The sequence below is a fragment of the Frischella perrara genome, from assembly GCF_000807275.1.
Lineage (GTDB): Bacteria > Pseudomonadota > Gammaproteobacteria > Enterobacterales > Orbaceae > Frischella > Frischella perrara.
Window position 1 is genome coordinate 2,197,797 of record NZ_CP009056.1, and the last position, 15,954, is coordinate 2,213,750.

The window sequence follows — 15,954 nt, forward strand, 5'->3', positions numbered from 1 at the left end:
ATTTCTATAAATTGCTGTAAGTTAGGTATCAATAACGCTTCCTAACTTACAGTAATAACAATGAGTTATTATTATATTTATTGTATTTTCAAAATATACCTATAACAAAATATACCTATAAATAGTGACTACTTATTTCTACTTTAGGTAGTAAAGGTAGTAATGTTCCGTTTGGTATTATCAGAATCAACTATTTTCTAAGAATTATCATCCACTTGATTTTTCCAAATTGTTATTGGGTAATCTAATAACTGGGTTTCTTTAGGCTTTAATCGACCAATCTTACCGGCCTCTTGTATTGCTTCTGGCCATTTAAACTGCCAACACAAACATTCTGAAAGAAAATAACCGAAGCTAAGTAATGGTAAAATAAATATTAATGACGGTATCAGAATTAGATAGGATACCAACTTCGGCGTCTGATTAAATACATCAAATATTGGTTTAATCTGCTCCTGCCATCCACGAAAAGGTAGCGGTAAAGTTGTCGTCAGACGCGGTTTTGGCAATCCTGCTAACCCTGTTTCCATATAACGTCGAATAAATTCCCATTCATCACGATTATCTTGAGGTCGATTAGTATTCTTGCCAATACTAAAACCGTCAGAAAAAGGTAAACCCGTTTTATAAGATGGAAAATAAAAAATGTTAACGAATTGAGATTGTTCTTGATTGGAATGATGGCTATCAGTATTAATTGGCATAATATCCTTCCAACGAAAAACTACCGTTCCACCGCAATGTTTAGGCCTTTGAATAAAAACTTGTTGGGTAACGCGATTAAATCTGACGCGAATATGACGTAAAGTAAATAACTCAAACCGACAGATGTGCCGACAATAATAGATAAAGAAATAGCCAAAAATAATAAATAATAAGGAATAAAATGATACAAATAAAATAGCTGGGGCAAGATCACTTTCTTGATTAGTTACTATTCTAGCTATCATCTTAATTGCCAAATAAGCATAACTGCAAGGAATTAAGAAAAGGACTAAACCCAATAAGGTAATAATACCACGAAAATGTTCCCCTCTCCCCCCACGTATCTCTAAATAAGAATCATTATAGGCATAATAAGGACCAATAGGACGAGGATTATCACTTACTTTTATTTTAGTATAATTCCGGCGAAAATCACTGGGACGCAAATGTTTGGCAAGTTTAGGCATTTGCCACTTCCTGCGTATCGGTGCAGAAACTGAATCACCAAACCACATTAGCCATTCACTAATATACATTAGAGTTTATACCTCCTTCCAACTGAAATAGTTTATTAATTATTTTGCTTATCAAGCATTATAATTGTGCTGTCATCATGACCGGATATTTAGAATTATCGCTATCAGTTTGGTTAAAACTCAAATAATGCCATCATTAGTCGTGCTAACGTTAAATAATTTTGCTACTTATCCTACTTGGTTTAAATATCATGAAGACAGAAAAACGTTTTATATAGTGCATAATAGATGCAATTGGACAGAAAAAAAATAACAAATGTTGAAATCATTATCAATTATGATGATTAAACGAGCAAAATTATAAATCATCAATTTACTATGCTTTTTTCGTGTACAGAAAATATAGTGATTTAATATTTAACGCATAGCGGTTCATTTTGTTCTAACGCAAATTTATTTGATGAGACTAAAATGACCATTATTCAGTTGTTATTTTTGTTAAATTGAGATTTAAAAATTACGACTAGCATTCATAATAAATAATGTAACGATGGTTTTTATATTCTGTTAACAATTGTATATTATTGATTATTATAATAATTTGTAAGTATATTACATAATATGTAACAAATATAGATTTAACTTACAAATAATTATTATAAAAGTGTTCCATTTTTCACTGGGTTTGATTAAATACCTTTACAAAGGCATTGCAAAATAATATTGAGAAAGATGAGAAGATATATTTATACAAAATCGTTCATCATTGATAACTATGAAAAAATAATGACCGGTACTTCTTATTAAATAAAATAATAATTCAATATTTCAAGTATGAAGGATACGAAGGAATAATAAATTGCCTAGTAAATAATATCAACAGTGATCAAACAATAATAAAAAAATAAAAAAAATAATAAAATAACATGAAGACTTGAATAAAATAATAACAATATGCCCTATATAAGGGCTTAATTAAACACGTTGTCTTCGTGGGCTAAAATCCATGTGAGCTTTACCATCTGGTGTGAAATAAGTACCGTATTTTACCAAACCACCTTCTTTAAAATGACATATTAATTCATAGCTTAATACCATTTTGTCTTCATTTTTCAGTAAAACAATCTCAACATCGGACAAACGTGGTTCGTATTTGATTAATGCATTTTTCATCGCATGCATCAAATCATAAGCGGATGAAGGCAAGGCCTGATAAATCATAGACATATCAGGCAAACCATAATCAGGGATATGTTTAACAACCCCTGCTCGACTATTTAGAATCCGTTCAATATTATCCATCACACTAATAATCGTTTGCATTCTCTCATCAATTTCGTGAATCGCCATTCCGGAATGAAAATAACCAAATAATGAATCATATAATGAAGGCCCCATGGCTTAGTCCTCTGGAATTAATTCTAATGTAAACTTGTTAGCAATAATTTTTCGTGCACTGGTAATATTTAAATCACGACGCTTTAGTAATAATCGCCAATTATTTTTCTTTAAATCGGGTTCTTTAAATAATGCAACAATACCCAAATAATCGGCATCCTTATCATAAGGCGTATCAACTGAATAAGATGTATTAGGTTTTAGTACAATTTCTTTCAAAGCCAGTAAAGATGCACCGAGGGTCTCTTGATCACTATCTACCAAAGATGGATAAGTCGCAGATTCAAAACTCTTAGGATCTTTGAGTTGGTAAATACGAATCATAACTGGTGATGAATGATTGTTATCATCAGTATTAAGTTCCGCACGTGCAGTAAAGTCTAAATGTACTGTTCTGACATCCCACACAAAAATGGCTTTAGCAACATTTGCCGTTCCTTCTGTAACAGATTGCGCTGCTCCACAACCTGTTAAAATGATACTAAATAGACAGTAAATAATTGTTTTTAAATTTCTCATAGTTATTTCCTATTACTATATTATGCAGCTAGTCCTCGATAACGCCCAATATTGACTTTAATTTCTCTTGGTTTGGTATTTAATTGAATTAAAGAAGCGGTTTGACCTAGTCGAGCGGTTGAACCAATCAATTGTGTCCGAGGGAGGAAAGCACTTGAAATTGATAAAACCAAATGAGCCTCAACTTGATAACCTAAATAAACGCGTAATAATGTCATAATATCTTGATGCAATTGTCCGCCCGGCAATAAAGGTTCCACTAACTGAGCCTTACGTGGCTTTATGATAACTCTCACACTTTGGTTACATTCTCTAAATCGGCTCCCTAATACTGAATTACCGCTCAAGGACGTGTTTGCGTCACCTAACTTAGATCGATCCGGTACATTTACCCATACTGTATGAAACTCCTCTACGTCAACATCACAATCAGCAACTAATACTTTTATCACACCAACAATCCCACTTGCTGTGCGAGTTCGTTGTGTGACTAGACCTAATAAAGCTAAAAATCGCGAAACTGGTGTGCCGATTTGCTCATGCGTACCTTCAATACCTAAACCAGTTAAGCCAAGTAAACAGCGTGAAACGGGGTCTTTACCGCCATTTAAATAACTTGCTGGATAATGATATTTCAGCCAAATACGATAAAATTGCGTTAAAATTCGGTGGTTAAAAATATCTAAAAAATCAATAACAGCTTGATAACCATCTGCTTTACATACAATATCATCTAATAATACCGGTGGTAAGACTGAATCAACGCCATATAAACCAAGAAAACGTGTTCTTACTGTGATCGGACGTTTTAAATAGGGTTCTCGTTCAATGCATAATAGTTCACCAGCTGGAAAGCTCATCTCTTTTGAGGGAGCAAAACGTATCGGATCGTCTACCGGTGATTCAGTCGTACCCATTTTAAGTTCATAGTCAGTTATTTGTTCTAATAATTGACAAAATCGATAAAAATTAACTTTTGGTAGCTTGGCCTCAAGCTGTTGCATTAAAGCGCTGGTCGTGATGTCTTGCTGCTGTTCCATGTTACTTTTTCCCCTGTCGGTAATAAGACTAAAACCAATTTAGTGAATAAATTCATATCCGCATAAAGTGCAAAAAATTGATTTAATAACTCACCAAATAATCTTACATCCCCTTCACCAGTGAATTGGTAAGTATTAATGGTAACTTCAATCTCAATACCTCGTTGTAACAAGCCTTTTTCTATGCGTTTAATTTCACGGTGATTTACATCAACAATACCTTCTAATCGTCGACGATTAAGTTCATCATCTGTCCAATCATAAAGCGCTAACGTTCCACGTAATACCTCAGCATTCATCAAAGATAAATAGTTAGGCGCTAAATGCGATAATATTCGCCAATGAAAACGATCCTCTGTTGGTGGATAACACGGTAAAGTTAGTGCAGACAGATTCTTAACACTTTCTATATAGGCCTGAGCACTAGCTAAATGATTAATACTAGCGTTACGTAACGCCTTGCGCGGTAACATGCCATTAGTACCCGTTACCCGAAGCGACAAGGTTTCCTGCTCTAGATTTTCATTTTTATCCCAAATCTTGCCACCCAATATGAGCCAAGTATCATGTAAACCTGACGCTCCTTTACGGACGTGGGTGTGGTAATAACGTTCAGGTGCATCATGTCGTAACATCCCGCCACGATGTTTAAAACTGGTAAATGGAACATAATCATAACGACCATTACGCGTAATAGCTTCAACGTGTTCGATAGAGTAAATTTCAACATGTCCATCTTGACGCAATAAAGGTCTTAGTAAATATTCACTTTCTAATTGATTAACAACAATTGGATCGGCTTCAAGATCAAATAAGTTAATAACAGGTACACAGTGTAAACAGATATTGTGATGATCAAACGGCATATCGGAAGGCCAACTTTCACTTAATACGAGATCAATATCAACATAACGGCAGTGTTCCGGTAACTGTTTGACATCTAAGCCATGTAAATCAACGAACATGAATTTTTCACGGAAGGTAAAATACTCGAGTAATAATTGATAACCAGCAAATGCATTATCAGGTTTAAGCCATAATCGATCCTCATCAGCAAACCCAACGGGGGTAATATATCCTTTAAAAGCTAGCCGATTTTCTGGTTGATTTGAATAGCGGATATGCATTGAAGCAACTTGATGAGTAAAGGCAAAATGTAGTCGACTAGCAATTGGACCATCCGCATTAAAATATAACCGTAAACAGGAAAGATCTAATTGTTCAAAATCGGCTAATTCACCAAAACTAAAGCGCAGTGAAATTATACTTCGACCATCAGAACCAAACGTTCGCTTAGCTTGCGTTAGCTCAATCGGCTGTAAATTAACAGCTTGTGTTGTGCGATATTTACACTGAGTACCCGCAGCGCCGACAGATTCTGTTAACACCATTAATCCTGCATTTATATTTTCCTGACGGGATAACGTAGCACAATCTGGCTTTAATTGAACGATTGAAAGCGAAGGTATTAAACGTAAATAATGAGGCCAAAGTAGACTGACTAGACTTTCTGTCAATTCCGGTAAATCGTCATCAACCTTTTGCCGTAATCGCCCCATTAAAAAAGCGAAACCTTCAAATAACCGTTCAACATAAGGATCGCGATCACCAACCTTATCTAGGTTTAATTGTGAAGCCCTATCGGGATGAATTTTAGCAAATTCTTTACCCGCCTCGCGCAAATAGCGCATTTCCGATTCGTAATAACGCTGTATTAAATCATTCATTGTTTTTCTCTATCATCCGTAATGTTGTTGTTATTAAATATAGTCAGCACATTACTTATTATTAACCAATAACAGTAACAGAGCGTGCAGGATCAAGTTGAACTAAATCATGCTGTAATCGTTCAATTTCATTTAGTAATTGATTTCTATCACTGTCTTTATTTGGAATTTTCTGTTTTATTAATCTTATTAGATGTTGTTTAACATCAAAAATTAATGTAGGCTCCCATTCAAAAAGACTAAGATCACGTTGTTTTTTATCTAGCCCCATTAATAATTTATAAGCAATATCAGTTTTGCCTGATTGCTCAGCAATACGAGCTTGAGTATATTGCAACAGAAAATTTTGTTTTGGTAAACGGATCATTGGTAAATTTTGTAACCATACGAAAGCCTTTTCTAATCCATCACTTTGCGCTAATTCCAATGCTTGCTTTTCAATTTCATTCCAATCGTTATCACCGGAAACGGCAATCGGAACCAGACTGGTTTCTTCATCTAAATGGTGGATTTTAGCTTGCGTAGCGATCCAATGCAGTGTGTCATCATCAGCAAAGGGAATACCATTATCAAAGGTTAGCCGTTCAATACCCGGTAGCCTTTCTAAGAATAAACCAACATCGGTTAAGAAAATTTCAGACCAACGTTGAAAATAATCACCTTTTTTCTGTAGAGCTAAGACGGCTGCACGTTGTAAATCAAACCAAAAATGATTTGCGCCTTCCATAAACGCCGCTTCTACACGTTCAAATAACTCATCCCATTGCTGTTGTATTATCAAACGATTTATATTTTGACGTAATTCAGCTCTTGGCGAAGGTAATCGTGTTTTACCACGATGATCCATTGGTGGTAATTGATCAATGGTATCCCAACGTAATGCGCGCAATAAACGACCCGCTGCTAAATACCCACTTGGTTTTTCACGTAAATACGCAGCCATTCTTCTTGCTTGCTCAAGGAGATCGCGTTGCGAACGAATAGTGATGTCATCTTCTTTAGGAGTTGATACTAGCGTTCTTTCTTGTTCTGATACTGTGGGTTGTGAAATTGCCACTTGTGGCGTTGGTTGTGGTTGTTTAACGCTATTAGCGAAGAAACGGATTAGCGCATCCAGATCCGGAATTGATGATTGTTGATAAGGGTCTTCACTATTAAATAGCTTTTTGTTACATTCATCAATCAAATTCAATGCTGCAATAATGCGCGTTAGATTTTCTTCTGAAATGGGAAGTAATTTACTTAATGCATCGGTAAATTTAGCACTCGCTAACCATTCAATAGCATTTTTACGTATATTACTGCGTGATGGGTAAAGTGCTAATCCAAATTTATCAAGTAATCCTGCTAACAGTTCAAGACCATCGGCAAAGCCACTTGCACCATCGGTTTGTAATCGTGCCAAACAATAATAGGTCACCACCCGAATATCTTTACTACTTTGTTTTATGATTGTTTCACTGACATTAATGATCAGGGGGTAATCAATTCCCGATAATTTGGCGACTTCTTCTTTGATTTCTTGAAAGTTATCGTGATACGTTAAATCCTCACCAACGGGCTTTTCCGGGCTAATCGGTAATAACCATGTTGACCAGTTGTCATTAAGTCGTGATTCAATAGATTGCATAGCATCTTGTTTATTAAAAAAACGACTTATTAATTGACCTAGCATAATTATTCCTTACATCTTCTATTATTATTAATTTTTAATTAGCAATTGCCAGTTGCTATGCTTCATTTACCTTGGTGGTAATAGTATTTACATTATAGAGTTAACTGAACATTTTTAAATATGTAATTACCATTTAACCATATGCAATCACTACCAACCACCAACGTGATTTATTATCAAATACAGTAATAATAAACACTTATAGCGTTACTTTTATCGATTCTTCCGTATTACGAATATCAAATACATTTTTTGGTAAACTAAAATTACGTAATTTTAGTAACATTAATGGTCCTTCACCGGATTGACTACGTAAAATATATTTCAAATTTCTATCATTAGCCACTTTCCAAACCACTTCAAAACGTCCGGAATCTATTTGACGTATCATAGCTGATTCTAGTAGTCTAATCCATGCCCAATCGCCAGAATAGTATTCATATAACTGCTGTCCAGTTTCATCACTACTCCAACTTAATTGTGCATAAGGTGAATAACCATCGCCCGGCCAAGTAAAGCGTTGCCAAACTGGCATCTGGTTAAAATAATCCAGTTTTTGCTTATCAATGTAAAGTTCACTTCGCATCACATTACCACCGCTGCGCGCCATTAAGTCGAATGATATTTGAGCATCGCCACTAATCAGTAACAGATTTGATAATTGATTAAAAAGATTAAGCATTTCAATAAATTCTGGCGTGAAATTTAAACCTTGTGCATTTACAGGATTAATTACCCAATTTTCACCTTGTTTTTCCAATATTCCGCCTAATTCATTGCTGATAAACTTATCAATCATACCGGCATTAGGGCGTAAAAAGCGTGCTAACTCGGCTAATGAGGCATCGTTATCGCTATCTTTAAAAGGATAGCGACCGGCAAAGGCTTTTTCCCATTCATAAACAATTTGTGAATTCCAAGTTTCATTAAAACTACCTGCTGCCGGAGTTAAAATAACTTGCCAAGCTTGTTCAAGTGGTTGTTGGAATAAACTATAACCAAAACCTAACCATTCATCACCTAAATTAGCAGCTATTAAATTACCGTAATCTCGAGTTTCACTTAAATCAACCGACGTACCTTGGAACACGCTTTTAGCTAACAATTTAGCCATAGCTTGTGGATTTGCACTACTGGTAATATTTTGCAGTTTTAAACGCACTTGTGTCACGCGTAATAAGTACGTTTGTAAGCTCATACCATTATTATCCACTTCGCTGTTCATCAGATTAAGTACCACACCAAAGGTTGGAGTTAACGGTCCTGAGGCTTCTGCTTTAACATTTAATTTAGCTGGATCTCTTTCTTTAATTAGCTCTTTGGCTGAACGAACAATATTATCCGATAACCCTCCGCCACTATATGCAACTTCAGCATGATATTTAATGACATTCATTAAAGCAATTACTGGCGATTGCCTTACATCAGACATCAGTGTTAATTGCTCAATCACATCCGCAACATTATTAGCCTGTCGCCATTGAATATTATTTAAAAAAAGTAACCACGCCGAGCTATAATCACTAAAATATCGCTCGGTTAAATGTTGACGTAGTACATCCGGTGAAACGGATGAGGTCATTACTTTTGAACTATCACTTAGAACCCAGTCAATCTGTTCTTGCCGAGATTTTGCCGCACTGGCTATTTCATCTTTTATAAAATTCTCCCAGGCTTTACGTGTGAATACGCCTGGCACTTCTTCATTAGAACTAAATAACATGCGACTATCTATATCGCCCAACATTATCGTTAGGGTTTGATTTGCATAGTTTTGACTCGCACGCTGTAAAATAGCTTGATAAATAGTATTTTCCGCATTTTGAATACCAATTTGATTGATGAGAATTTGACGCACATCTTGGACAAGCTGTTTAGTTGGTTTTTGGGCTAATTCTGGATGATCTTGTATTGCCTTACCATAAAACTTCACCAATTCAGGCATCAATTTTTGCCATTGACTAGTTTGAATATTTGCAGGCGTACCCCACATACGGGTAGCGAAATCACCAAGATAGTTCACATCAATTTTATCAGGATTACTTAACATTAGATAAGCTTTTAAGACTTCATAGCTAGAATTGATGACCTCATTTCGTTTGGGATCACTCGGTGACATAGCGGTTAATCGAACTAAATAGCTTGATTGCCATTTAAAAAATGGTTTGGCTATATTACGTTCATTCGCCATCGTATAGTGAGACCATAATGCATTGAGTAATTTATCATTTTGATTTAAACCAAATTGATAACGAATAGGTGCTCCATGCTCCTTGCGATACATCAATTGTGACATTTTTAGCAATAAGGCATACTGTGCTTCTAATTGATCGCTATAACTCGCCACTGCTGATTGGTTAATATTATTAACCAGTCGTGTACTATCCATAATTAATTCTTGATTATGGTAATAAGAGGTTAATTGACCAACCCCAAAAATGCCCGTCACGAGTATAATCAAGGAACAAACCATCATTTCCCAAGCTACACCAATTCTTGATCCTGATTGTTTAACAGAATCATCACTAATCGTTTGCCATGTTGGCGTCATTAATAAATAATGCTCTGGTAAATAATTCTCTTCATCTTCTTTTATTTCTTGGGGGACGGGAGCAAATAAAAGACCGCGTGGTGAGTTAATTTTAGGTAGCGTTAACCATTTAGATAACCATTGCTTGATTCTAGCTTTATCACTGGTAACCAGATCTTGGCTTAATCTTAACAGAAAATCATGACCCAAATCTTGCATTACCTGTTGCATACCTTTTTCACAACACTCTTGTGCTAAATGGTCTAGCAACGGATCGACACTATCTAGATTAATTAATTTCAGATGATTGAAAAATAATCCTATGCTTTGCTCAATTCGTCCTTGTTGTTGCCATTCGCTTGCTCGAGTTGAAACTAAATAAATAGGTACTTGCCAACCTAACACTTTATTACGTTCCCTTATTTGCATGGCAATTTTTTCTAATCTGTACTGCTGTTGACGATTTAGTTGCAAATAGTTAGTAGGTAATAACCAAATAATGGCGTCCAGAGGTTTACGACGTAAACCAATAATCCGACCAAGGGAATTCTTAAGTGTTTTAAGCCAAGCTTTATCTATTTCATTCTCAGCGTTACCACCATATAGCATTAATGTTTGATCAGTGACTTGCCAATGGTCATTAATTAGATTAGGCAATAAGGTATCTACATCAGTAGATGTTCCCAGTACCAAACATTTGCGCACTTTTCTACGCCAGAATAAACCAAATTGAGCATAAAAATAGCGTTTTATTTCATTAAAAAAGATCTGATCCTTTTTGTTGTTATTTTTATCTTTAACTTTTTTGTCTTTCTTGATAAAGGATAAAAAATCTTTTTCCCCTAATTTTTTCCAACTTAACAGACCAACACTGTATAATATTAAAAATATAAGACAACCTAATGTTAAAAAAAGTAATGCGGTCACTCGTTGTATGAGCGTATCTAACCCAACGAGATCACCATGAAAATAAATGATAATTGCAAATAAAAGAAAAATGCAAAGAACAAAAAACAAAATTCCCCAATACCATTGTTTATTCATTTGTCGCTTCCTGATTATTATTAGGATTATTACTAACAGATTTAACAATCAGCATCTGTAAGCTATCAGTTTTATAAATTACTAATTGTGGTAATTGACTTTTTTTCGTCTGCTCAATCGCTGCTGAAAGAGCCAATGCTCCACTTGAATTCCCTGTATTGCCAAAAATGAGATTCAGATCAACGGTATTATTCACAGTAATGCTAAACTCAAGAGCATCAATTAATAATAATATTGCTACTTTTTCATCATAAGGTAATCCAGCGAACCATATGTATTCAAGATCTTGTTCTTGACAATCTCCCCACTCAAGGGCGGTTTTTAAAGCATATTCGATAGAATCTGAATCTTTAAATTTTTTAACGGGTCGATGAATTGCAATATGATTTTGTTCAGATGGTTTATCTGTATAATTTAATAAAAATAGTGAAATAAATTCACCACTATCAACTAATGGCTTTTCACGTAGTGTTATTTCACAATACAGCTGGTATTTTGATTCTCTTGAATCTAACCATTCATCAAGGAAAAATAAACCTTCATTTTTATTTGTGAAATAATAATTTGTAAAAATAGTGTTCTTATATGGTTCGAGAAGCTTTTCGATAATAGTTTGATGATCATTAACTTCAGTATTAACAGAAATGATTAAATTAACGTCATTACTAGGAATAATATCTTTCAAAGCATCTTTGAAATTTGAAAATATAAATGCGAAAGCTTGTCGTATTCTATCTTCTAATTCACCGCTAAAGCAGTCAATTCGTGTATATTTTATGGGTATATATTCCCCTTTAGGTAACTTAAATGTGAACAATTTATCAGCCATACCTAAAGTAGTGGAAATATCATTTATATTATTACAAATGTTTTCCACCATATAGATATGGTCAATTAAAGTAATATACTGTTGAGCCACATATATTAATTCTGCTTCCGTTTTATCGTGCTGTTCATTCCATGCTTGAACGTAAGAACAGCGCTGTTCATAAATAAATAGCCGGATACCATATACTAATCCAACAATCAAAATGGGGAAAACAATAATAAATACCCATGTTAAAGTTGAATATTTAATTGCCGTATCATTAAGAAAAACCAACAAAAATAAGACGATCAATATAATTAAAACAAAAGCAAAGATTGACCACTTCTTTTTACTTGGTGGTTTAGGATAAGGTAATTTATCAACTAATTCTCTTAAATCTATAGTCATTACCGTTTACCAAAAGATTGTATTGATGATATAAGGCTACACCCACACGCACATTTATGTCCTTCAAAGGCAATTGGGATACCATTATCAGTTATATTAGGATCGCCCTCTATAATTTGAGTGGGACCATGTTTATCTTTAGGGCAAGAGACCGTATCACCTACTCTTGCAACGCCTTTGCCTTGCACAATGATCGTTGTTGATGCGGTTAAAACACAACCGTTATGAGTTGTTTTATCGCCAAGTCTTATCACACCTTTCATTATTTTCACCCCTTCTTAATTTTAATTATTCTTGATTAGTACTAAATTAAGTACTTTCACATATTATTTAAGGATTATTTTTTTAATAGTTTATAATATCAATTGATACTAAATTCTATTATTAACATTCAATACTTTTAGATAATATCTTAATTCACAGGTCTTTCACTATTAATTGCGCAGCGCGCGGTGACATAATAAAATCCATCAAAAACTTCCGGTGTATATTCCAACCATAATTTATGTTTGGTTCGGGAAAACGTCATTTGCAAATCAGTCGGATATTCGTAACCTCGCACCACTTTAGAAAACCCTGTACCACCGTAACCATCGGTAAACACCGCCTCGGCAGGTCCTTGCGGATTGGCTTCTGGTGAATGACTATAGTAATCCGGATCAAACCAGTCATTAACCCATTCAAATTTGTTATACCCCATATCATATAACCCTAAGGGCGTTGCCGGAAAACTGCCTACGGGAAATGAATCAATACCACCTAAGCGACTTCTTTGCTGTTGTTGCTCATCTGACGGCACATTTCTGCCCGGCTCAAATAGTCCATTATCAGTTGGGTATAGCACGAATTGCCCTCGGTTTCGTGCTGCGTACTCCCATTGTGCTTCTGTCGGTAAACTGTAAGGTAAGCCTGTCTGCTCACCTAACCATTGGCAATACTCTTGTGCAGCTTCCCAAGGCAAAAAAGCGGGCGTTTCTGATTGTCGCGGTGATTCGGGAGTATTGGTGCTTATCTTTAGCCATTTTTTATTTTCAAACTTACTATTGAAACCATCCTGTCTATTTTCTGCAGTGATATGTTCAATAGGATAAGGATTACCTAAACCCTTAGACTTACGATATAACAAATAATCATGAAAGGTGATTTGATAGCGACTTAGTGAATAGCTCTTCAAACGCACTTTATGAATTGTGCGTACGCCATAATCTCCGATACCATAATATAAACCGCCGGTTTTTTCTTTATCTAAAGGACCAAAATCCCCCATCATAAATTCACCGCCTTCAATAAATACCATATCGCTCTTGCTACGTGTTATCAATTCAGCAATTTCAGACTGCAAGGCTGTGTTCTGACTCGTTACAGAATTATCCATTTGACTATCGCAACCCATTAATAACCCAAGACTACAGCCTAATATCAAACCTTTCTTGTTCATCCTCATTCCCGTCATGATTACTTATTTTAATTAAGCGGTTTGTCATGATTTACGGCGCAGCGCGCGGTGACATAATAAAGACCATCAAAAACTTCCGGTGTATATTCTAGCCATAATTTATGTTTGGTACGGGAAAACGTCATTTGCAAATCAGTCGGATATTCGTAACCTCGCACCACTTTAGAAAACCCCGTACCACCGAAACCATCGGTAAACACTGCTTCGGCAGGCCCTTGCGGATCGGCTTCCGGTGAATGACTATAGTAATCTGGATCAAACCAATCATTAACCCATTCAAATTTGTTAAATCCCATATCATATAACCCTAAGGGCGTTGCCGGAAAACTGCCCACTGGAAATGAATCAATACCACCCAAGTGCCTTCTTTCCTGCCGTTGCTCATACGACGGCAAATTTCTACCCGGTTCAAATTGTCCATTATCAGTTGGGTATAGCACGAATTTCCCTCGGTTTCGTGCTGCATACTCCCATTGTGCTTCTGTCGGTAAACTGTAAGGTAAGCCCGTCTGCTCACCTAACCATTGGCAATACTCTTGCGCAGCTTCCCAAGGCAAAAAAGCGGGCGTTTCTGATTGTCTCGGTGATTCGGGAGTATTGGTGCTAAACTTCACCCAATCTTTACTATCAACAGTGTTATCGAAACCACGCTTTCTATTTTCTGCAGTAATATGTTCAATAGGGTAAGGATTACCTAAGCCTTTGGATTGACGGTATAACAGATAATCATGAAAGGTGATTTGATAACGACTTAGTGAATAGCTCTTTAAACTGACTTTATGAATTGTGCGTACGCCATAATCTCCGATACCATAATATAAACCGCCGGTTTTCTCTTTATCCAAAGGACCAAAATCCCCCATCATAAATTCACCGCCTTCAATAAATACCATATCGGCCTTACTACGTGTTATCAATTCAGCAATTTCAGACTGCAAGGCTGTATCCTGACTTGTTACAGCGTTATCCGTTTTACTATCGCAACCCATTAATAACCCAAGACTACAGCCTAATATCAAACCTTTCTTGTTCATCCTCATTTCCGTCACGATTGATTATTTAATTAAGTGGTTTGTCATGGTTTACGGCGCAACGCGCGGTGACATAATAAAGACCATCAAAAACTTCCGGTGTATATTCCAACCATAATTTCTGTTTGGTTCGGAAAAATGTCATTATTAAATCCATCGGATATTCGTAACCTCGCACCACTTTAGAAAACCCTGTACCACCGTAACCATCAGTAAACACCGCCTCGGCAGGTCCTTGCGGATCGGCTTCCGGTGAATGGCTATAGTAATCCGGATCAAACCAGTCATTGACCCATTCAGATTTGTTAAATCCCATATCATATAACCCTAAGGGCGTTGCCGGAAAACTGCCTACGGGAAATGAATCAATACCACCCAAGTGCCTTCTTTGCTGCCGTTGCTCATATGACGGCACATTTCTACCCGGTTCAAATTGTCCATTATCAGTTGGGTATAGCACGAATTGCCCTCGATTACGTGCTGCGTACTCCCATTGTGCTTCTGTCGGTAAACTGTAAGGTAAACCTGTCTGTTCACCTAACCATTGACAATACTCTTGCGCAGCTTCCCAAGGCAAAAAAGCGGGCGTTTCTGATTGACGTGGTGATTCAGGAGTATTGGTGCTTAACTTTAGCCATTTTTTATTTTCAAACTTACTATTGAAACCATCCTGTCTATTTTGTGCAGTAATATGTTCAATAGGATAAGGATTGCCTAAGCCTTTGGACTTACGATATAACAAATAATCATGAAAGGTGATTTGATAACGGCTTAGTGAATAGCTTTTTAAACTGACTTTATGAATTGTGCGTACGCCATAATCTCCGATACCATAATATAAACCGCCGGTTTTTTCTTTATCCAAGGGGCCAAAATCCCCCATCATAAATTCACCGCCTTCAATAAATACCATATCGGCCTTGCTACGTGTTATCAATCCAGCAATTTCAGACTGCAAGGCGGTATCTTGACTTATTACAGTGTTATCGGACTGATTATCACAACCCATTAATAACCCAAGACTACAGCCTAATATCAAACCTTTTTTATTTATCATTTATTACCACCAACATGTTATTTTGTTAATGTTGTACAATGACCATCGCGTAAACGTTAATACATTACGGTACACGGTGA

Annotated in this window: 12 protein-coding genes; all 12 read right to left on the reverse strand. The window is 35.9% G+C overall.

What is annotated here, in order from left to right; translation table 11 throughout:
- Positions 1-197: 197 nt before the first annotated feature.
- The 12 genes from FPB0191_RS09565 to FPB0191_RS09620 all read right to left on the reverse strand — a co-directional run bounded on the left by FPB0191_RS09565 (position 198) and on the right by FPB0191_RS09620 (position 15,874).
- A complete protein-coding gene (locus FPB0191_RS09565) occupies positions 198-1,241 on the reverse strand; it encodes a DUF6708 domain-containing protein (protein WP_039105652.1) in 1,044 nt (347 codons plus the stop codon).
- A gap of 915 nt (positions 1,242-2,156) precedes the next feature.
- A complete protein-coding gene (tssE, locus tag FPB0191_RS09570) occupies positions 2,157-2,579 on the reverse strand; it encodes a type VI secretion system baseplate subunit TssE (RefSeq protein WP_039105654.1) in 423 nt (140 codons plus the stop codon).
- A gap of 3 nt (positions 2,580-2,582) precedes the next feature.
- Positions 2,583-3,098 (reverse strand): type VI secretion system lipoprotein TssJ, encoded by a 516-nt coding sequence (gene tssJ, locus FPB0191_RS09575; protein ID WP_039105656.1) that lies wholly within the window; start codon positions 3,096-3,098, stop codon positions 2,583-2,585.
- Positions 3,099-3,118: 20 nt separating this feature from the next.
- Positions 3,119-4,138 carry a type VI secretion system baseplate subunit TssG gene (gene tssG / locus FPB0191_RS09580; RefSeq protein WP_052236922.1) on the reverse strand — a complete coding sequence of 340 codons (1,020 nt, stop codon included), beginning with the start codon at positions 4,136-4,138 and terminating at the stop codon, positions 3,119-3,121.
- Positions 4,102-5,865, reverse strand: coding sequence for a type VI secretion system baseplate subunit TssF (tssF, locus tag FPB0191_RS09585; RefSeq protein ID WP_039105658.1), 1,764 nt, complete (start codon positions 5,863-5,865; stop codon positions 4,102-4,104). The genes tssG and tssF overlap by 37 nt, the downstream gene beginning before the upstream one ends.
- Before the next feature lie 61 nt (positions 5,866-5,926).
- Positions 5,927-7,540, reverse strand: coding sequence for a type VI secretion system protein TssA (gene tssA, locus FPB0191_RS09590; RefSeq protein ID WP_039105660.1), 1,614 nt, complete (start codon positions 7,538-7,540; stop codon positions 5,927-5,929).
- Between the two features lie 199 nt (positions 7,541-7,739).
- Positions 7,740-11,114: an ImcF-related family protein gene (locus FPB0191_RS09595; protein WP_052236923.1), complete on the reverse strand. Its 3,375-nt coding sequence runs from the start codon at positions 11,112-11,114 to the stop codon at positions 7,740-7,742.
- Positions 11,107-12,330: a hypothetical protein gene (locus tag FPB0191_RS09600; RefSeq protein ID WP_039105662.1), complete on the reverse strand. Its 1,224-nt coding sequence runs from the start codon at positions 12,328-12,330 to the stop codon at positions 11,107-11,109. The genes FPB0191_RS09595 and FPB0191_RS09600 overlap by 8 nt, the downstream gene beginning before the upstream one ends.
- Complete coding sequence (locus FPB0191_RS09605; RefSeq protein ID WP_039105663.1) at positions 12,330-12,593, reverse strand: PAAR domain-containing protein; 264 nt, start codon at positions 12,591-12,593, stop codon at positions 12,330-12,332. Before FPB0191_RS09605 ends, FPB0191_RS09600 begins: the two co-directional genes overlap by 1 nt.
- A gap of 149 nt (positions 12,594-12,742) precedes the next feature.
- Positions 12,743-13,768, reverse strand: a complete 1,026-nt coding sequence (locus FPB0191_RS09610; protein WP_052236924.1) for a formylglycine-generating enzyme family protein — start codon at positions 13,766-13,768, stop codon at positions 12,743-12,745.
- Between the two features lie 26 nt (positions 13,769-13,794).
- Positions 13,795-14,820, reverse strand: a complete 1,026-nt coding sequence (locus FPB0191_RS09615) for a formylglycine-generating enzyme family protein (protein WP_052236925.1) — start codon at positions 14,818-14,820, stop codon at positions 13,795-13,797.
- A gap of 25 nt (positions 14,821-14,845) precedes the next feature.
- A complete protein-coding gene (locus FPB0191_RS09620) occupies positions 14,846-15,874 on the reverse strand; it encodes a formylglycine-generating enzyme family protein (protein WP_052236926.1) in 1,029 nt (342 codons plus the stop codon).
- Positions 15,875-15,954: the final 80 nt, after the last annotated feature.

What these genes read in the sequence shown, in the direction of transcription:
- tssE (WP_039105654.1), bottom strand. Translation starts at nt 2,579, where the DNA reads ATGGGGCCTTCATTATATGATTCATTATTTGGTTATTTTCATTCCGGA.
- FPB0191_RS09605 (WP_039105663.1), bottom strand. Translation starts at nt 12,593, where the DNA reads ATGAAAGGTGTGATAAGACTTGGCGATAAAACAACTCATAACGGTTGT.
- FPB0191_RS09600 (WP_039105662.1), bottom strand. Translation starts at nt 12,330, where the DNA reads ATGACTATAGATTTAAGAGAATTAGTTGATAAATTACCTTATCCTAAA.
- tssA (WP_039105660.1), bottom strand. Translation starts at nt 7,540, where the DNA reads ATGCTAGGTCAATTAATAAGTCGTTTTTTTAATAAACAAGATGCTATG.
- FPB0191_RS09610 (WP_052236924.1), bottom strand. Translation starts at nt 13,768, where the DNA reads ATGAACAAGAAAGGTTTGATATTAGGCTGTAGTCTTGGGTTATTAATG.
- FPB0191_RS09565 (WP_039105652.1), bottom strand. Translation starts at nt 1,241, where the DNA reads ATGTATATTAGTGAATGGCTAATGTGGTTTGGTGATTCAGTTTCTGCA.
- FPB0191_RS09615 (WP_052236925.1), bottom strand. Translation starts at nt 14,820, where the DNA reads ATGAACAAGAAAGGTTTGATATTAGGCTGTAGTCTTGGGTTATTAATG.
- tssF (WP_039105658.1), bottom strand. Translation starts at nt 5,865, where the DNA reads ATGAATGATTTAATACAGCGTTATTACGAATCGGAAATGCGCTATTTG.
- tssJ (WP_039105656.1), bottom strand. Translation starts at nt 3,098, where the DNA reads ATGAGAAATTTAAAAACAATTATTTACTGTCTATTTAGTATCATTTTA.
- tssG (WP_052236922.1), bottom strand. Translation starts at nt 4,138, where the DNA reads ATGGAACAGCAGCAAGACATCACGACCAGCGCTTTAATGCAACAGCTT.
- FPB0191_RS09620 (WP_052236926.1), bottom strand. Translation starts at nt 15,874, where the DNA reads ATGATAAATAAAAAAGGTTTGATATTAGGCTGTAGTCTTGGGTTATTA.
- FPB0191_RS09595 (WP_052236923.1), bottom strand. Translation starts at nt 11,114, where the DNA reads ATGAATAAACAATGGTATTGGGGAATTTTGTTTTTTGTTCTTTGCATT.